The organism is Chitinophaga sp. 9-1-y (assembly GCF_059511905.2).
Genome location: NZ_CM197955.1, coordinates 2,176,888 through 2,195,515 on the forward strand (window position 1 = coordinate 2,176,888; position 18,628 = coordinate 2,195,515).

Annotated in this window: 18 protein-coding genes; 13 read left to right on the plus strand and 5 right to left on the minus strand. The window is 46.0% G+C overall.

What is annotated here, in order from left to right:
* The first annotated feature begins 71 nt into the window (after window positions 1-71).
* Window positions 72-455, plus strand: coding sequence for a hypothetical protein (locus AC5ZC7_RS08545; RefSeq protein ID WP_496162734.1), 384 nt, complete (start codon window positions 72-74; stop codon window positions 453-455).
* Between the two features lie 1,036 nt (window positions 456-1,491).
* Here AC5ZC7_RS08545 and AC5ZC7_RS08550 read toward each other — a convergent pair.
* Window positions 1,492-2,682, minus strand: a complete 1,191-nt coding sequence (locus AC5ZC7_RS08550; protein WP_496162735.1) for an alpha/beta fold hydrolase — start codon at window positions 2,680-2,682, stop codon at window positions 1,492-1,494.
* A 299-nt stretch (window positions 2,683-2,981) separates the two neighbouring features.
* On the opposite strand from AC5ZC7_RS08550, the gene AC5ZC7_RS08555 reads away from it, so the two are divergent.
* From AC5ZC7_RS08555 to AC5ZC7_RS08565, 3 genes are all read left to right on the plus strand, one after another.
* Entirely contained in the window at window positions 2,982-3,710 is a 729-nt protein-coding gene (locus AC5ZC7_RS08555; RefSeq protein WP_496162736.1) for a hypothetical protein, read from the plus strand.
* A 148-nt stretch (window positions 3,711-3,858) separates the two neighbouring features.
* The gene (locus AC5ZC7_RS08560) at window positions 3,859-4,401 is read left to right on the plus strand and encodes a hypothetical protein (protein ID WP_496162737.1); all 543 of its coding nucleotides are present in this window, start codon (window positions 3,859-3,861) and stop codon (window positions 4,399-4,401) included.
* Between the two features lie 340 nt (window positions 4,402-4,741).
* Complete coding sequence (locus AC5ZC7_RS08565) at window positions 4,742-6,790, plus strand: heavy metal translocating P-type ATPase (RefSeq protein ID WP_496162738.1); 2,049 nt, start codon at window positions 4,742-4,744, stop codon at window positions 6,788-6,790.
* 93 nt (window positions 6,791-6,883) lie between these two features.
* On the opposite strand, the gene AC5ZC7_RS08570 is transcribed toward AC5ZC7_RS08565, so the two are convergent.
* Window positions 6,884-7,474 carry a TMEM175 family protein gene (locus AC5ZC7_RS08570; RefSeq protein WP_496162739.1) on the minus strand — a complete coding sequence of 197 codons (591 nt, stop codon included), beginning with the start codon at window positions 7,472-7,474 and terminating at the stop codon, window positions 6,884-6,886.
* Between the two features lie 87 nt (window positions 7,475-7,561).
* Here AC5ZC7_RS08570 and AC5ZC7_RS08575 point away from each other — a divergent pair, with 87 nt between their 5' ends.
* From AC5ZC7_RS08575 to AC5ZC7_RS08590, 4 genes are all read left to right on the plus strand, one after another.
* On the plus strand, window positions 7,562-7,975 hold the full coding sequence (locus tag AC5ZC7_RS08575) for an NUDIX domain-containing protein (protein WP_496162740.1): 414 nt from the start codon (window positions 7,562-7,564) through the stop codon (window positions 7,973-7,975).
* Between the two features lie 58 nt (window positions 7,976-8,033).
* The gene (locus AC5ZC7_RS08580; protein ID WP_496162741.1) at window positions 8,034-8,966 is read left to right on the plus strand and encodes a family 43 glycosylhydrolase; all 933 of its coding nucleotides are present in this window, start codon (window positions 8,034-8,036) and stop codon (window positions 8,964-8,966) included.
* 86 nt (window positions 8,967-9,052) lie between these two features.
* The gene (locus AC5ZC7_RS08585; RefSeq protein WP_496162742.1) at window positions 9,053-9,556 is read left to right on the plus strand and encodes an anthrone oxygenase family protein; all 504 of its coding nucleotides are present in this window, start codon (window positions 9,053-9,055) and stop codon (window positions 9,554-9,556) included.
* Complete coding sequence (locus AC5ZC7_RS08590; protein ID WP_496162743.1) at window positions 9,553-9,888, plus strand: hypothetical protein; 336 nt, start codon at window positions 9,553-9,555, stop codon at window positions 9,886-9,888. Before AC5ZC7_RS08585 ends, AC5ZC7_RS08590 begins: the two co-directional genes overlap by 4 nt.
* A 113-nt stretch (window positions 9,889-10,001) precedes the next feature.
* On the opposite strand, the gene AC5ZC7_RS08595 is transcribed toward AC5ZC7_RS08590, so the two are convergent.
* A complete protein-coding gene (locus tag AC5ZC7_RS08595; protein WP_496162744.1) occupies window positions 10,002-11,177 on the minus strand; it encodes an FAD-dependent monooxygenase in 1,176 nt (391 codons plus the stop codon).
* Between the two features lie 170 nt (window positions 11,178-11,347).
* On the opposite strand from AC5ZC7_RS08595, the gene AC5ZC7_RS08600 reads away from it, so the two are divergent.
* On the plus strand, window positions 11,348-11,707 hold the full coding sequence (locus tag AC5ZC7_RS08600) for a hypothetical protein (protein ID WP_496162745.1): 360 nt from the start codon (window positions 11,348-11,350) through the stop codon (window positions 11,705-11,707).
* Window positions 11,708-11,709: 2 nt separating this feature from the next.
* On the opposite strand, the gene AC5ZC7_RS08605 is transcribed toward AC5ZC7_RS08600, so the two are convergent.
* On the minus strand, window positions 11,710-12,225 hold the full coding sequence (locus tag AC5ZC7_RS08605; protein ID WP_496162746.1) for a methylated-DNA--[protein]-cysteine S-methyltransferase: 516 nt from the start codon (window positions 12,223-12,225) through the stop codon (window positions 11,710-11,712).
* A gap of 96 nt (window positions 12,226-12,321) precedes the next feature.
* On the opposite strand from AC5ZC7_RS08605, the gene AC5ZC7_RS08610 reads away from it, so the two are divergent.
* Together AC5ZC7_RS08610 and AC5ZC7_RS08615 are read left to right on the plus strand one after the other, a co-directional pair.
* Complete coding sequence (locus AC5ZC7_RS08610) at window positions 12,322-12,897, plus strand: hypothetical protein (RefSeq protein ID WP_496162747.1); 576 nt, start codon at window positions 12,322-12,324, stop codon at window positions 12,895-12,897.
* Between the two features lie 112 nt (window positions 12,898-13,009).
* Window positions 13,010-13,453 carry a YqgE/AlgH family protein gene (locus AC5ZC7_RS08615; protein WP_496162748.1) on the plus strand — a complete coding sequence of 148 codons (444 nt, stop codon included), beginning with the start codon at window positions 13,010-13,012 and terminating at the stop codon, window positions 13,451-13,453.
* Window positions 13,454-13,461: 8 nt separating this feature from the next.
* Here the strand turns inward: AC5ZC7_RS08615 and AC5ZC7_RS08620 are convergent, their stop codons facing one another.
* On the minus strand, window positions 13,462-13,968 hold the full coding sequence (locus tag AC5ZC7_RS08620) for a sigma-70 family RNA polymerase sigma factor (RefSeq protein ID WP_496162749.1): 507 nt from the start codon (window positions 13,966-13,968) through the stop codon (window positions 13,462-13,464).
* A gap of 164 nt (window positions 13,969-14,132) precedes the next feature.
* Here AC5ZC7_RS08620 and AC5ZC7_RS08625 point away from each other — a divergent pair, with 164 nt between their 5' ends.
* A complete protein-coding gene (locus AC5ZC7_RS08625) occupies window positions 14,133-15,143 on the plus strand; it encodes a FecR domain-containing protein (RefSeq protein ID WP_496162750.1) in 1,011 nt (336 codons plus the stop codon).
* 50 nt (window positions 15,144-15,193) lie between these two features.
* On the plus strand, window positions 15,194-18,613 hold the full coding sequence (locus AC5ZC7_RS08630; protein WP_496162751.1) for a TonB-dependent receptor domain-containing protein: 3,420 nt from the start codon (window positions 15,194-15,196) through the stop codon (window positions 18,611-18,613).
* Window positions 18,614-18,628: the final 15 nt, after the last annotated feature.

Consider the following 18,628-nt stretch of genomic DNA (forward strand, 5'->3'; position numbering starts at 1 on the left):
ATGACTAATAGTTAACAATAAACAGGCCGCGAAGTTCATCGGGAGGATCTGTAATTTATTAACCCAGGTGCATGAAAAGAGGAGAAACACCCGGTAGCTTTGCTGTATACTTAACCGATTTAACGATGTTATTATTTAACGTATTACTGCTCACACATTTCGCGGCTTTTCTGACATATTTATGCCGCCTGGCGTTGCTGTTTCCGGTAAAGAACCCACCGAAAGATAAATGGGGACTGCCGTTGGGGATTACTATCCTGCTTACCGGGCTGGCACTGGTATGGATGAAATATCCTGTGGTGAACTATTATAAAGTGGGGCCTAAGCTGGGACTGTTCCTGGTGGTAACGGTGATTAATGCGATGTATGATAAGAAACCGCTCAGCAGGAATGCGTATTACATATTGCTGGGATGTACAGTGCTGGCAGGATTGATTGCGGTGACGAAGGTGTAGGTTCTCATGACGGCAAGGGGGGACGTTGCCAAGGACTATTTAGGGTAGAAATTTTTCTGTGTGGGAAAACGTGTATACATTTATGCACTCTGGGGGTAAAACGCCCTAAAAATGAGTTTATATTTTGTACGCATCGCATTATTTTGAATCCCTATACGCAATGGAAAGTAATATCACTGAGTGAAGGTATAATTGTACTTTGCTCAGTGTTTTTTTATGTAATAAATTCAGGTAGTATTACTGTATGAAATGGAAAAAGAATGCAAAATGGATGCTTATTTCGGCCCTGGTGTTAGTGTACGGGTATTTTGTTCTTATACATTTAAATACGAGAAGTAAGTTACGTAACCATGGGTATTGGACAACAGGCGTGATCATTAATGTGGAAAGAGGGAACAAGGGTAACCTGAGGTTTTTGTATGAGTTTTACGACGGAAATAAAAAGTGTACGGGAAATATTTCAGAAAATGCTTCCTATAGTGTTTCAGGAGGATACTTTATTAATAAATCTTTTCCCGTAGTTTATTATTTTAAAGACCCGGCAGTGAACAGGATGTTGATGACTCCATATGATTTTAAGTTTTGCGGCAGAGACTTCCCGGATAGTCTAAATTGGGTATCAACGCATATGAGATAACGTTTTGAAACGGTTAAAGTATAGATATCATTGGCAATAACAACAATAGATGGAACCTAATAAATTGAAAAAGCTGGGCATTGATGTACTTAAATTAACCGGGACCTGCATCGCACTCTTAGGGTTATCGGGTGGTATTATCAGGCTATGCCTGTATATAGGAAAAATTGAAAACTGGTGGTTCCCCTTGGTCTATTATGTATGTTTCATCTTGATTTATGCTTCCATTTTGGGATTCCCGATAGCATTATCCGGGTTATTGTTAAGATTTTTTTGGAAAAAGATGAAGCGCAAGTATACTTTATTTTTTATGGGGTTCCTGTTGTGTTTAACAAAGGTCATTGGGTCCAACAATTTATGATCCTTAGCTGCCCGCTTTTTTTACGTGTTTGAACTATTTTATTTTTCAAAATGAATATCCCCGGAAACCTGCATTCCCCGTTTATCCTTTACAGATAGGTACCAAATCAAGGTTTCCGCTGGAGGTAGCCCCACTTCTACGCGTGCTCCGTTTATATTGGCACTTATGGATTGCCATACTTTATCTTTTAAAACCGTAGCGGTATCCGTAGTATAATGAAGATCTGCATCGGTGAGTGGTATTGTGAACGCCACTTTTGCGGTGATACCTGTTTTTGTTGTAGTAGTTTTTATAAATTCAGGTAGTTTTGGCGTATGATTCAGGTAACTGTTGATGAAAGCGAAAATTTCGTCACTCTTCCAGCCGTCATGGTGACTGTGATGTAATCCTGGTTTAATACAAAGCTGCCGGTTTTTTACCTGTTCGTATGTTTTTTGATAGCTGTCGAGATAGAAATGGCTGTCGTTGGTACCGTTGATAAAAAGCATCGGCATTTTAGCCTGGTGGATGTATTGTGACGGATCGTATTGTTCAATCCAGGTTTTTTTGTCGGCAGGAGAGAGTTGGTTCAGGTCTTTGAGCATGGCAGTGTTGTAGAACAGGTAGCCGCAACCATATACAGGTACTACGGCTTTGTACCGGTTGTCTATACCGGCTATCAGGCAGGAGATGATACCACCCCAGCTGATGCCGGTGAGGGCGATGCGGTTGCTGTCTACTTCGGGGAAGCTCCGTAGCAGGTTGTTGGCCAGTATTACATTGGCTACGGCCTGGTACATCCATTGATCGGAGAGGGTGGGAGTGATGGTGAAATAGGGCGTTTTATTTTCGGGTTCTACGAAGCCGTATTCTAGGTGATTTCGGTCTGGTCCGTTGCCGCGTAAGTCCATGGCAATGGCAGCGTAACCTTTTTTTGCCCATAAGATAGCCCATTCTTTAAATGCGGCGCCACCTCCGCCATGTACCAGTACTACGGCTGGCAGGTGATGATCCAGGCTTTTATTGCCGGTAAGGGTACCGGGAGTGGCATAGTAGGCAAATACCTGCTGAGGACTATTATGATAAGGAAGTCCCTGGTAGAGGATGCCCTTTACGGAATCGCTGCTGACTACTTTGTAAGTGGGTGTCTGATAAATAGGGGGTACATCCCAAATCGTGTGGCGAAGCTGGCTGTGGGCGGTCAGGGAAATGATTACCAGTAGCAGCAACGTGGAAAACTGTTTACACATAGGATTTGAATGAGTTCCTTAAATATAATTCAAACATCGGGGAAATAACGGCATTTTAATTTAGTACCCAAAAAGTGTAAATGATGTTACAGGGAACGAGTAGCGGGCAAGCTGCTCACTTTATCTGCCTATCTAACGCGTACGGTTATCTGTTGCTATATTTGGTGCTATTTACACCAGATCACGTGAAGTTTTCTTGTGAGGGGGAAAGTTGTCAAAAGGAATTATTTACACTACATTTGCGCAGTATAAAATATACACCTATACATTTTATTTTCCGTCATTTTAAATCCCGGTCCATGAAATTTTCAACCTTCTGTAAACTGTCGCTCCTTGCGCTGCCACTGTATTTTGCGGCCACCAGCTGTAAAAAAGTTTATATTACCAACGTTTACAATGATTCCTGCAAAGCCTGCTGCGATACTACTAAGCCGGGTACAGTAATTCCGACTGGTCCTTACGTAGAAAAGACAGTGATGTTATTTGGTAAATCAGACTTTGATGGAACAATATACCCGTACAGGGCTTTCATTGCCGGCAGATGGACTGTTGATGGTACCTGGTACACCTACAGGAGTGTGTTTTATACCACTGTTCCGTTACCTGTAAAAGATTCTTCGGTACTGATATCTGCTAAGCTGAAGCTGTTTTCTGATCCAAATCCTGCTGGCAACGGTAATGGTAATGTTGCTAACTCCGGTTCAAACAATTCGTTTTATATCAGGAGAGTAAATGGTTACCAGGACATCACTACTATCAAATCCATTAACTGGCTGAATCAACCAGGTACGACTACTGCCAACCAGGTATTAGTGCCACATACTAACCTGGCTTTCCAGGATGTGGAAGTGGATGTAACCAGTATCGTAAAACAGGTTATTGCAGATGGTGATAAATCTGGTGCGATTGGTTTCATGGCGCAACTGGTAGATGAATCCAACAACTACAACATTCGGATTTTCTGTTCTACAGATCAGGCTGATGCTGCTAAGTTCCCACGCCTGGTGCTGCAATACAAGTCTAAATAGTATTTAGTAATATTAGAAAAAGGGGAGCGCATCAATTGATGTGCTCCCCTTTTTGTTTTTCAATTGGCGTGAAAACGGCGCAACAATATATGCCGGCCGGATGTTACCATACAGTAACCCTGTTTAAGATCAACAGAAAACTGCGAATATGCGGAAAATAGGCTTCTTATTGTTATTGCTGCCACTTTTTAGTGCGGGCCAAAGTAGCAAACTACTAAATGGATATGTGTATGGTATGGTACATGACGGCGCCGGTGGCGGTGGTATTATTGGTAACGTATCCTTGTTGCACAATGCCGTGGCCGTAGGGCCGGGAGTGGAGCTGACCGCTTACAATGACCATCTGCTGGTTCCCGTATTTGCCGACCTTAAAGTAAAGCACCGGTTCCTGCATATTGAACCCTATATCACCGGGCAGTTTGGCCGTAACGTATATGATGTAAATCGTACTGAATCTATCCATGCGGCTGCCGGTGGACAACAATCTATCACGTTTAATGAATCCGGGAAATACTTTTATGGGGTAGGTGCCGGTGTTGCCTGGCATTTTAGCAAAATAGGGGTGTTTGCTTCCTATATTTTCCGCGGTTATAAGTATCGTTATCCTACGCAGATCACCACCAACAACCAGGTGGATTTTGGCGATAAATCCGTGAATGTAAGCGCGATTTCAGCAGGGATTGTATTTTAAGCAGAAAGCAAAAAGCAGAAAGCAAAAAGCTATTGAAGCGAATGATAAAGGCGAGTATTAAATTACAAATTCGCTATGATCAATCGCTTCAATAGCTTTTTGCTTTCTGCTTTCTGCTCTTGATATACAACGGAGTTGCAATCTTTTTTCTGAAAAGATCTGTATGAAGTTTTACCTTTATAATATTGCAAGATGAGCACGCCACAGCGTACCTGTAAATGCTTGTTTACCCTTTGCTGTGAGGCAATTCCTCTGTTAACTTAGTGTAGTCGTTACTGTTATAATGCTTTGATGCCGGAGGGCATCGGAGCAAATGATTTTTATAGTTAAAAAGCATATCATGATGAAGTCCGATGATAACAATAGCACGCAAACGGTAGCTCCACCGGAAACAACACCAGCGGCGGCTTGTAAAAAAGACCATGACCACAATAATGAACATGACCATAGTCATGAACATGGCGGTATTTTCGGGAAAAATACGGAAGTGGTTTTTAGCCTTATCTGTGGTGCCTTGCTGGGCATAGGCTTTCTCATCTCTTATATGCCTGCTTTACCGGCCTGGCTGAGTTTGTCGTTATATATCGGCGCCTACTTTTTTGGTGGATTTTATACCACCAAAGAAGCGGTGGAATCTATTGCCAAAGGAAAATTTGAAATAGATTTTCTCATGTTGGTAGCGGCCATCGGGGCGGCTATCCTGGGCGACTGGGCAGAGGGAGCATTGTTATTGTTCCTGTTTAGCCTGGGCCATGCACTGGAACATTACGCCATGAATAAGGCGCGGAAATCTATTGCCGCCCTGGCGGAACTAGCACCTAAAACAGCCATCGTAAGACGTAATGGTGAGGAGCGGGAAGTAGTCATAGAAGAACTACTGGCCAATGATATTATCATTGTAAAGCCCAACAGTAAAATATCTGCCGATGGTATTGTTATCAAAGGCAGCAGCAGCGTAAATCAGGCGCCTATTACAGGAGAAAGTATCCCGGTAGATAAAACCCCGGTACCAGACCCGCAACAGGCAGATAAAAATGTGAGCGCTGAACATAAAGTATATGCCGGCACCATCAATGGTAGCCAGGTGCTGGAAGTAAAAGTCACCAGCGTAGCGGCAGATTCCACTTTGGCGCGGTTAATCAGGCTGGTTAACGAAACCGAAGCACAGAAATCGCCCACACAACTGTTTACCGACAAATTTGAAAAATACTTTGTGCCGTTGGTATTAGGACTGGTGGTACTCTTACTTTTTGCCTTCCTGGTAATTGATGAAACCTTCAGCCAGAGCTTTTACCGGGCTATTTCCGTGTTAGTGGCGGCAAGCCCCTGTGCTTTAGCTATTTCTACGCCCAGCGCGGTACTAAGTGGTATCGCCCGCGCCGCCCGCAGTGGGGTATTGATTAAAGGTGGCGGACCATTAGAGCAGTTGGGTAGTTTAAATGCCCTGGCATTCGATAAAACGGGCACCTTAACCGAAGGCAAACCACAGTTGACTAATGTGGTAGCGTTTAACAACACAACAGAGGAACAGGTGCTGGAAATCGCCGTAGCGGTAGAGAAGTTAAGTGACCACCCGTTGGCAGCTGCCGTTGTAAAAGGTGGCCTCGAACGACTGAAAAAAGACGTTGCCACCGCAGAGGGACTCACCGCTGTTTCCGGACGGGGTATCAAAGCAGGATACCAGGGGAAAGAAGTGGTGATAGGCAACCTCGGTTTATTTGAACATCTCGGCCAGCAAATACCTGCGGAAGTATCTTCCAAGGTGGATCAGCTGGAACAGGAAGGAAATACTACCATGGTGGTACAGGTGGATGGTGTTGTCATCGGGTTAATAGCCCTGATGGATGTGCCCCGGAAAGAAGCCGTGTCTGCATTGGCATTACTGAAAGAAATCGGGATTAAAAAGATGGTGATGCTCACTGGCGACAATCAACGTGTAGCCGCCGCCGTAGCCAAAAAAATTGGTATTACCGATGCCTGGGGAAGTTTGCTGCCAGCGCAAAAAGTAGCTGCCATAGAAAAATTAAGCCAGGAAGAAGGCCAGGTGGCCATGATTGGCGATGGTGTAAACGATGCGCCGGCGATGGCAAAAAGTACCGTGGGTATTGCCATGGGCGCCGCCGGATCCGCAGTGGCACTGGAAACTGCCGATATCGCGCTGATGGCTGATAACCTGGATAACCTGCCTTTCGCCATTGCGTTGAGTAGAAAGTCGAAAGGGATTATCCGCCAGAATTTGTGGATGAGTTTAGGCATGGTGGCAGTACTGATTCCACTCACTATCCTGGGCGTTGCTACTATTGGGGTGGCCGTTATTGCCCACGAAGGATCTACCTTGCTGGTAGTGTTTAACGGACTTCGGCTACTTGCTTTCCAGATGAAGAAATAAGTAAAATAGCCAGGCCACAACAATTGTTGTGGCCTGGCTATTTGGAATAGTACCGGTTGTTACTTTCATGTGAAATATCTTGCCTGGAACCGTTTAATCGCCCTCTGCTTCCAGCGCCCGGGCAATATTCTGATCGGGTATTAACCAGATAATAGCCACAATGATAAACAGGGAGCCTGATAAGACAGCGCTGTAAAAAGCCATAGGGATAGCCAGTATGTACAACCCCACAGACAGGAGGGCTTTTTTGCGTTGCCGCTGCAAAACTTCTACCATGGCCGGCTCATACGATGGGTGGCACTTTACAATGACTTGTTGCAATATGGTAAATGCCACGCCACACATCATCAATAGCAATGCATATAAGATGAGGGTATGCGGGGCAAAGTGGTTTTCGCCCATCCAGGCGGTAGCAAAGGGGATGAGAGACAGCCAGAACAATAAATGCATGTTGGACCACATGATGCCAGGTCCCACTTTTTTCACGGTATGCAGCAGGTGGTGATGGTTACACCAATAAATGCCTACGTAAATAAAGCTGATAATATAACTGAGCACGGTGGGATACAGTGGCAGCAGGTCGCTCCACTCCGCGCCATGAGGGGTTTTAATTTCCAGCACCATGATGGTGATGATAATGGCGATGACCCCATCGCTAAAGGCTTCAAGGCGGCTTTTATTCATAATAATCGTTAGATATACCAGTGAATATAGGATAATCGGATGAATTTTTGCCCCCTGGGAGTGGGCTGGCTTTATTATTTTTGTGGCATGAACTATATCAATTGTGCCGGCCTGATTGTAGTAAAAGACCGTAAATTATTACTGGCATTTAGTAAAAATAAAGGCGCCTGGTATTTGCCGGGAGGAAAAACCGATGCCGGCGAAACCCCGTTGGCAGGCTTACAGCGGGAAATCCGGGAAGAGCTGAACCTGGATTTACCGGCGGACAGCCTTCGTTGGTATTATCATATTACGGCGCCTGCTTTTGGAGAACATCAGCTGGAGATGCGACAGGATTGTTTCCTGCATGAGCTGCAACAAACGCCCCGACCTTCTGCCGAAATAGGCGCTATCCGCTATTTCGACCTGGCGGAATATTTAAAAGAAGCGCACCAGGTAGCAGGGGTATTGATGGCGTTTAAGAAATTACAGGAAGATGGATTAGTAGATATGGTTTCTTAAAATACATGCTTTTATTCCCGCATAATTCGCCGTATTTTATCCCTTCTAAAATACGGTGATGAGAAAAATTCTTCTTTTTATGCTGTGGTGCGGACTGGCGAAAACTGCTGCCGCCCAACAACCGGCGTATATATTTTCCTATTTTAAAGACAATGGGCAGGATGGTTTGCACCTGGCGTATAGCCGTGATGGATATACCTGGAAAGAACTGAACCAGGGCCGCTCAGTGCTGCAGCCTACCGTGGGTGATGATAAACTGATGCGGGATCCCTGTATTATCCGGGGTGCCGACAGCCTGTTTCATATGGTGTGGACGGTTAGCTGGAAAGAGAAAGGGATCGGCTATGCATCGTCCCCGGACTTGCTGCACTGGTCCGAACAAAAAGGTATCCCTGTGATGAAGCAGGAACCAGGTGCTTTAAATTGCTGGGCACCGGAAATCACCTACGATGCGCGGCATAAAACCTATATGATTTACTGGGCCACCACGATACCAGGCAGGTTTACGGCGGGTGAACACAATGGGGATGATAAGTATAATCACCGTTTGTATTATGTTACCACCAGAGATTTTAAGCAATTCAGCCCGGCTAAATTATTGTATGATCCCGGCTTTAATGTGATTGATGGCACCATTGTATGGGATCATGGGCGGTATCTCCTGTTCCTGAAAGATGAAACGAGAACCCCTCCGCAGAAGAATATTCGTATAGCCGGGAGTAAGAAATTAACAGGCGGTTACGGGAAGCCATCTGCGCCGATTACCGGTAATTATTGGGCGGAGGGCCCTACCACGTTGAAAGTGGGCGATGGCTGGATCGTGTATTTCGATAAATATATGCAGCACAGCTATGGTGCTGTAACCTCTACGGACCTGGTTCACTGGGAAGATGTGTCTGATAAATTGTCCATGCCGGCAGGCCTTCGCCATGGTACCGTGGTGAAGATAACAGAGGCCGAGCTGGATCAGTTATTAAAAAATACCCCTTAAAACGTGATTTTTGCGTTGTCGGTTTTGTTCTATTTTGCGATGCGTGCCCTTAGTAATTTGCACCAAGAAATAAATACATCACCGATATGTTTAAGTTTTCAACTTTAATGCTGATCATCACAGCTACTTCTACCGCCCTGATGGCGGGTCTTTTCTACGCCTGGTCCTGTTCTGTAACGATAGGTATTGCCCGTCTCCCGGATGCGGCTTACCTGTCTGCCATGCAGGTGATGAACCGTGCTATCCTGAACGGATTTTTCCTGAGCCTCTTTATGGGTACGCTGATATTATTACCGGTATGTACTTACCTGTATTACCAGCAGCCGCTCAATGGTACTTTTCTTTGCCTGTTGTTTGCCACCTTGTTTTATGCCATCGGCGTATTTGGTGTGACCATGGTAGGTAATGTACCGATGAATGACGCATTGGATGTGTTTAATATTCAGGGTGCTTCCGCTGCTGAACTGGCGGCACAACGTCTCCGCTTTGAAGGCCCCTGGAACAACCTTAACCTGGTAAGAGCCATTTGCGGTACTATCTCCCTGGTATTTGTAATTATTGCCTGCATTCTTTCAAACAAATCCAAATGAAAACCTGCTCCATTGTAACCATGCTACTGCTGGTAGTATTAGCCGGCTATCCTTTTCAAACAAACCGGGCCGCCACCGGCCCCCTGGTACCGGGTAACATTACCCGGCTGCAGCAAACCGCTTTATCTGTGCTGACACAAAAATGTAATGTGTGTCACCGGACCAATAACCCGGGAAAAGTATTTACGGCCGATAATATGGAAAGCCTGGCCCCGAAAATTTATAAGCAGGTGTTTGTAAAAAGACGGATGCCCAAAGGCCGCGAGATAAAATTAACAATGGAAGAAGAACAGCAGCTGAAGGATTGGTTGGATACCGTTGTTAGCCATTAGCTATTAGCTGTTAGCAAAATGCAGCGGAGACATAAGCAAAGTATAATAATCACTTGCGCTTATGTCTCCGCTGCATTTTGCTAAAAGCTAAAAGCTAACAGCTAACAGCTACTTCAATACTTTTTCAACTCAATAGAATTCGCCACTTTCTTCGGCATTTCTATCATCATATTTTTCCAGGGGGTATAGGGCAGGATCTTCCATATTTTTTCGCTCATCCAGCGTTTAAAGGGGGTAGTGGGTACAAACCATTCTACGCCATCGGCGAGCTTTTGACAGGCAGCGACAAAATCGCGCATTTGCGCTTCGTAGCGGGCAAAGGCAATGGTATGTTCGCCATCGGCGGCTTTGAGTTCTCCGGCTAAGATATAAGCGCCTACAACGGCCATGCTGGTACCCATGCCAGACATAGGAGAGGCGCAGCCGGCAGCATCGCCGAGTAAGGTAACACGTCCGGAAGACCAGCAATCCATTTTAATCTGGCTGGCGGCATCGAAATAGAAGTCGGTGGCCTGGTCCATGTATTGTAATAATTGTGGCACCACCCATTCATCATTCGCAAAGCGGTCGCGGACCATCTGTTGCTGGGCCTGGGTATCGCGGTAGTCGTAGTGGAGGGTGGGTGCTGCAAAATAAAAACTGGCCCTGGCTTCCCGGTCTTCCCGGGCGCTGAAAACGCCTACGCGCTTGCCCAGTGAGCTATAAAATACGCCCGCCATATCTTTTAGTTGCAGGAAGTTAGGGACGGTAAATACGGCCAGGTAAATGCCCAGGTGGTGCAGAAACCTGGATTCGTCGCCGAAAGTAAGGGAGCGGACTTTTGAATGAAGTCCGTCGGCGCCTACTACCATATCAAAACGGCGGGTAGCGCCGCTGAGAAAGGTAACGGTGGTACCGGCCGCATCTTCTGCTATGGCTGTGATGGAATCATCAAAAATATATTCCACGTTGTGCCGGGTGGCTTCATAAAAAACGTTGGCGAGGTCACCCCGCAGGATTTCCAGCTCTCCGCTGGTGAAGCCATCCGGCATACGCGCTACTTCCTTGTTTTGTTTATTGACAATGGTGATTCTGCCAGAGCGGGTTTCGAACTGGCGTATGTTATCCAGTAAATTCATTTGGTCTAATACCTGCATAGCAGCACCGCGAAAGTCTATAGCATAGCCACCGGGGCGGATATGGGGGGCGCGTTCTACAATGGTTACCTGGAAACCATAACGATGCAGCCAGTAGGCTAAAGCGGGGCCGGCAATGCTGGCGCCGGATATGAGGATATGTTTTGTTTTCATACCGTCAAAGCTAGTACGGCATGGAAGGAACTTCAATCTGAAACAGGTAAGTCCACCTGGTAAGTCGGTGAAAACGGGCTGAGTTCCGGTAAAGAAAGGTTTCCCGGAAGTTGTTATCTACCTATGTAACATTCTTTCTCCCCGGAGCGTTCCACAAAAAAATACGACCTATGAAGTTGCTGTACTGTTGCATTGCTATAGCCTTGTCTGCATTGGCGTGTAAAAAAGATAAACACAAAGGGAATACGGAAAAAGTTTGTGGTATTACGGATCCGGTTAACAATATTCCCTGGTTGAGACATACCGTGGATAGCTTTCTCCGTATTAAACAAGCGGGAGATGTAAAGGTAATTACCCATAACGGTCAGGACTATGTGAATGTACAGGCTAATTTCCTGTCCTGCTTTGCCTGTCATCTGTATACCTGTGAGGGTAAATTGTTAACCTATCAGCAAGACAGCGCCCTGCTCCGGGAAATCATAGGTACCGGTCAATATAAAGCGTCCGTTGTTGCTGAGTTTGGAAACTAGTGTTACCAACTGATTTCCATTTGTGAAGTATTCCCTTTAGCGCCTTCCAGTGATAGCAGCGTGGCCTTTGCCGGTAACCCGCCGGCAAAACCGGTGAGCGCACCAGACGTAGCAATAACCCGATGGCAGGGAAGTATAATAGACACCGGGTTTCTGCCGTTGGCAGCGCCTACTGCCCGTACGGCTTTTGGGTTATTCAATTGTTCCGCGATCTGTAAATAACTGCGGGTTTCGCCATAGGGGATGGTCGCCAGCAGCGCCCATACTTCTTTTTGAAAGGAGGTGCCCAGCAGGTCGAGGGGTATTGAAAACGATCTGCGTTTTCCCTCAAAATATTCGTGTAATTGTTGTGTTGTTTCTACCAGTACCGGGTGATCCGTTACTTTGATATCCGGTGTTGCACGAACCCGCCCGGGACGGTCATTTTCCCAAAGGATGGCGGCCAGCCCTTTGTCGCTTCCAATCAAAGTGAGTTTGCCTACCGGCGTATCCATGTATGTGTATACGAATTCCATCATCCTGCTGTAAATAAATCCATCACAAGTTATTTACTTTTTGTTTCTTACCGCGATATCCGGAGGAATTAACTAAATTAAGGCCTTATTTTAAAAACTATGATACACCATCTATTCAAACTATGCCTGTTATGTTGCTTTTGCCTGCCGGTGATGGCGCAGAAGAAAGCCAATGAATTACATTTTACCAGCAGCCAGCGACAACTCATTACGGTATACAAAGGCAATATTTTTGTGAACGGAAATAAAGCTTTTGTATTCCATGAAGACATTATCAATTATCCCAGCAAGCGTAACCGCCTGATAGAAGATGGTTCCTCTGTATTTCTTTTCCTGGAAGTGAATGGTAGCCCTAAAAAGAATAAGCTGTATGTTTTCCGGATCGACCACTCCCTGGCAGATTCTGTGTTGACAGCTATCAGCTCTGATGTGAAAGACTACGACCGGGATGGCAACCTGGAGTTTGGAGGTAGCGAACAGGCACCACCAAATCCGTCAGCAGACACCATTTATTATGTCCCCTCCCGGTTTTATGAGATCAGGAAAGGGAAGATTGCTTTTGATGCGGAGCTGACAGAAACCACGGACAAAAAAGTGAATGGTATTTATATGCCGGATGCATGGAATGAAAAAGGAAATTTTCAATTGATTCCCAAACCGAAAAAGAAACACTAATTAAAAGGTAATCAGCGAAGGGCCACGGAACAACCGTTTCGTGGCCCTTTTGTATTTTTGCATCCCGATTTTGATGCGTACATTAGGGCTTTAAAAGTATCAGATATTTCAGATGATAAATGCAGGCATATATATTGGCAGCACACCATTGCTGGATGACACCGTTTTCGAAAAGGTGGTAATATTTATTACTGAATATAATGAGAAAGGAGCGATGGGTTTTGTTACCAATAAGTTGTTTCCCCGTAAATTTAATGAGCTGCAGGAATTCAGCAACAGCCGCCCTTTCCCGTTGTACGAAGGTGGCCCGGTAGACCAGGAGCATCTTTACTTTGTACATCGCCGGCCTGAATTAATCACGGGCGGTGTGTTGATTACTGCAAACATTTACCTGGGTGGCGATTTCAAAGCCGCTGTAAAGCATATCAATAATGGCACTTTGTCGGAGCAGGATATCCGTTTGTTTATCGGTTACTGTGGATGGGACTTTGCTGAACTGGATACGGAAATAGCAGAAGGCAGCTGGCAGGTGATGGAAGAGGCGAGGTTGTTTTAGTTCGCTTGTCAACAAAAGAACGTAAGAATTTTACGCAGGGCCTTCAAACTGCCTGAAACGCGCTTCTCTAGCGTGCTTACGGGGACATTTAATAATTGTGCTGCTTCCAGGTACGATTTTTCTTCTTCTTTAATGAGATGGAATGCGGCTCTTTTTTCTGGTGACAGCTGCATCATTCCCTGTTGTATCCGGTGTTGGGTTTCTTTCAGCTGGTATTGTTGTTCGGGATCCAACTGATCTGGGTTGTTTTCTGCATCTTCCGGCAGTGATGCAACGGTAATGGATACACGAATTTTTTTCCGGTGATACACTTTTAGCATATTATAGGCGATACCAAACACATAATTGGTGGGATCTTCTATAGTTGTCCATTTCTTCCATAATTCCAGATAACATTCCTGTATCAGGTCTTCCACCTGAAATTCATCCGGCACCTGCTTCCGGAAAATCCGGTACAGGCCATCCCGGGTGCTTTCAAATATCTGTAAGAATGCAGCTTCTTCGTGTTTAGACATTGATAGGGTGGTTGCGGCAACAAAACTATCGCTTTCCTTTTCACATCTGTATCCTGTTAACAATAAGTTCATATTGGTGATTGGCGGAAAATGATTTCTACCGACAGTTTATTGTAAAGTACCGGATCCTGTTATCCGGTAAATGAAAAATAAATGATCAGCAGATGAAGTTACCGGTATCTACCTGGAAGAAATATCTTGACGGCACTGCTTCCCGCGAAGAGTTGGAGGCCCTGGACGCCTGGTTGCAACAGGCCGGCCAGGAAGAGCTGGCAGCCCTGATACGGGCGGCGCCAACGGATGGGGAGAAGGACACCATGCCGGCAGCCATGGCAGAGCGCCTGCATATGCGGTTACAGGAAACGATAACCGGTGGTCGCCGGATGTATGCTATTCGGCGGTATACGCTCCGCTGGGCGGCGGCTTCGGTACTGTTGGCGGGTATTTCCGGCCTGTTGATCTGGAAACCATGGGAACAACGCATGCTGGCAACATTAACGTCTACCCCCGTTTACTGGGATAGTATTGCCAATACCTCTGCGGGCGTAAAAATGTTGACGCTGCCGGATCAAACCCGGGTCTGGCTCAATAAAAAAGCGGTACTCTATATTCGTAAAGACTACAATAATAGCCGGGAAGTACGTTTACAGGGAGAAGGATATTTTGACGTAACACACAATGAAACAAATCCTTTTCGGGTGACTGCCGGCAACGTACAAACGCTGGTGTTGGGTACCACCTTTAATATCGACAATACCCCCGGACAAAATGCGGTGTATGTGAGCCTGGTGAAAGGCAGTGTGAAGGTACAGCGTCATAGCGATGAAGCCTCGCTGCATGATACCACTGCGGTAACGCTGCAACCCGGAGAAATGGTAAAGGCAGGACACGGGGACGGTCCCATCCCGGTGAGTAAAACAGGCGTGGCAGATGTAGCCGGATGGGTAAGCGGCAACCTGGTATTTAATCAGTTGCCGTTGTCGGAAGCATTGCCCAAACTGGCTGCCTATTATGGTATCCGTATCAAAGCAGCTCCCGCTTTACTGCAACAAAAAACAGTAACCGCTACTTATCGGCGGGATCAGACCTGGCAACAGGCGTTGCATCATCTACTGTTCATTTATCAATTATCTTATAAAACAGGACCTGATCGGGAGATCATTATACATGCCTGATATCCCAGGCATACCATTGCGTAAGCGCTAAAGATTCAAACAACATATACATGACTAAAGTCTTATCCAGGTGGAGGCGAAGCCGCTCCATCTGTCAGCACCTGGTGCTGCTGGTATTGCTATGCCTGTCAACAGCCGCAGGCTTTGCCCAGGTATCCCACCTTACCGGCAATGTTACCTTGCAGGCCCAAAACATCACCGTAGCCGATGTGATGGTGAGTTTACAAAAACAAACCCACTTTATTTTTTCCTATGATAAACCCCGGTTGTCTGCCATCACAGTACACGACATCCAATGGAAGCAGCTTCCATTGGGTAAAGCCCTCATCGCCCTGCAGGGAAAAGCCGGGCTCGAATATACCCTGCTGAGTAATAATATAGCCGTTACCGTTAAGGGGCCTCAGCAGGCAAAACCCGCAGGCAATGGTAGTGCGAAAGGCCGCATTGTAGATTTTGAAACCACACAGCCCATGCCGGGAGCAACTATCAGTATCCCGGAAGTAGGGCAAACGGTCCTATCTGACGAAAAAGGTTTTTATCAGTTTAAAAAGATACCATCAGGTACTTATTCGCTGATCATTACTTATACCGGTTACCAGAAGAAAACAATTCCAGGCCTGAGGGTACAGGATGACCGTGAAACCGTGACCGATATAAAAATGCAGGCGGGTAAAAACCTGGATGAAGTAGTGATACAGTCGGGCCCCCGAAAAGTGAAGGCGGTGACGCATTCTACAGAAAAGGAACTGCTCACGGAAATACGCGGCGCCACCGGCGTTGTATCCGGTATCTCCAATGAAATGATTGCCCGCACCACCGACCGTAACGCTGCCGAAGTGGTAAAACGTATATCCGGCGTATCGGTAGTAGATAATCGTTTTATTGTGGTGCGTGGTATGAACGAGCGCTACAATCTTACTTACCTGAATGATAACCTGGCACCGGCTACAGAAACCTATAGCAAGGCTTTTGCGTACGACCTGTTGCCGAGTAGTATCATCGATAAAATATTAGTATATAAATCACCCCGCCCTGATCTCAATGGAGAGTTTGTAGGCGCCGCTGTGAAAGTATTTACTAAAAATGCGGTGCCGGTGAAGCACATGGATATAGGCATACAGTTCGGACATCGCCCGGGTGCCACCATGACGAATATCGATAGCTATAAGGGAGGCAAACTGGATTGGCTGGGAATAGAAGATGGCACCCGTAAGCTGCCGTCCCTGGCACCCAATTATGCACAGTCTGATAAAAGCGCGGTGAATATGTCCCAGGCCAGTTTGCTGCAATCCTTTTCTTCTACATTGAATACGCAGAAAGTATCTACTACACCGGATATGCAATTGTTCTTCAATTATTATGATGCATTTCATATCGGGAAGGCCTGGTTATATAACCTGAGTTCTGTTACTTATACGAAAGAAACAACCAGTTATGAGGTGTATCGTCAAACTGGTAATACCGATGTGGCGGGCCGGGGTATTGTAGATTGGAACCTGGATGGTAACAACCAGAGAGGGATATCCAGGCAAAGTACGGAAATAGGGAAAATCAACATATTGGAAAATCTGACCTTGAAACTGAATCCCCATAATACCATACAGTTCAAGAATTTCTTTGTGAATGATGGACGCAGGTATACGGCTATCAATGATCAACAGCCCAATGCACGACCATCGGAAGACTCCTCTCACTATGCTTTAAACCGGTTAAGAAGTATCGTGTTGTCTTTCCAGCAACGAACCTTGTACTCTGGTAACCTCGGAGGGCAGCATCAACTGGGAAGCCATTATAAACACCAGGTGGATTGGAACCTGGGATACACCTATAATCAACAGAATGTGCCGGACCAGCGTATCAGCCGCTTTGGAACTTCTTTACGTGGGTTCCCTGTTGAGGCGCCAGTCCTGGCTTATAGCGCTATGGGATCTAATCTGGGTGATAAAGATGCTTTTATGGGAATGATTTCCAGGTTGTTTGTAAAAAACACAGAACGGATATACAATGGTTCGATAGATTATACTTTTCACGCATCTCCACAATGGCTTTTCCGGGCAGGAACTTTCCAGTCGTACAAACTGCGGGAGTTAGGTCGTCGCTTTTTCCGGGTGAACAGGGGAGGGCTGGCGCCGGAAGAGACAAGTATGCCAGGTAATGAAGGCGCTTCTGGTGGCTGGTTGCAGGGATATGGCTTTAGTAATCCGGCACTGATCAATTTCCGTTTGCAGGACCTGGACCAGGTATGGAGCACCAAATATTTTCCCGAAAACAAGAGTGGATTACAGGTATATGATGCTACCAGTCCGGTGGACAAATATGTCGCCAGCGAACAAAATAATGCCTTCTATGGCATGATGGAGTGGAAAACGGTCGATGAGAAGCTCACGCTGAATGGAGGCGTACGAGTGGAGTACGACCGTCAGAAACTGGCAGGCGCCACGGGTTCAGATATGGGAGGTGTCAATACGGTGTTTGTGGATCATCCTAATACTTCCGTATTGCCTTCCCTGAATTTCAGCTATCGTCCTTTTAATACAGTAGTTATTCGCACAGGATGGGGGCGTTCTGTAAACAGGCCAGAGTTCAGGGAGCTGACGCCTTACAATGACTATGACTTTGTTAACAACGAGCAGATTACCGGTAATGAGAAACTGGTGACAGCTACTATAGATAACTATGATCTGCGGCTGGAATACTATCCACGCAATGCAGAGCAACAGGAAACCTTTAACCTGGGCGTTTTTTATAAGCAATTGACGAACCCTATAGAACGCATGCGTGCCGAGAAAAACGGCTATGCAGATGGTTTAGGATTTACCAGGATCAATTTCGCGAATGCGAAAAGTGGTATTGTATATGGCGTAGAGGCAGAAGTAAAGAAAAGCCTGGCCTTCCTGGGAGGCTCCTTCGCTAAAAGATTAAGTATTGTATTAAACGGTACCCTGGTGAAGAGTAGCACCCGACGGTATGTTTACCAGCACTACACGCCCCGTGGGGTACTGGATACCTTAATTGTTTCCGGAAGACCGTTACAGGGACAAGCCCCCTATGTATTGAATGCCGGACTTTTCTATGAACATCCTGCTACCGGAACCAAAATAGGGTTGACCTATAACGTCAGCGGCCCGGTGATTTATACCAAATCAGCCGCATTAAAAGATGTGATGGATAGTAAACAGGATACGCTCAATTTTATCAGCACCCGTCCTGACCTGGTACAACTGCCTATGCATTTGCTCGACCTGTCTATAACGCAACGCATCGTTAAATCACTCAAGGTGAAATTCAGCATTCAAAACCTGCTCGACCAGGAAACACGTATTGTGGAAGATTACGACTACAACCAGCATTACAATAAAGAACGTCTGGCAACGAGTATGACTGGAGCAATTTATTACAAGGGAGATAATACTTACAGCAGCTATAAGCCGGGTCGATACTTCCTGCTGGCGTTGACCTATGCATTTTAATGGTGCTAAAAAAAA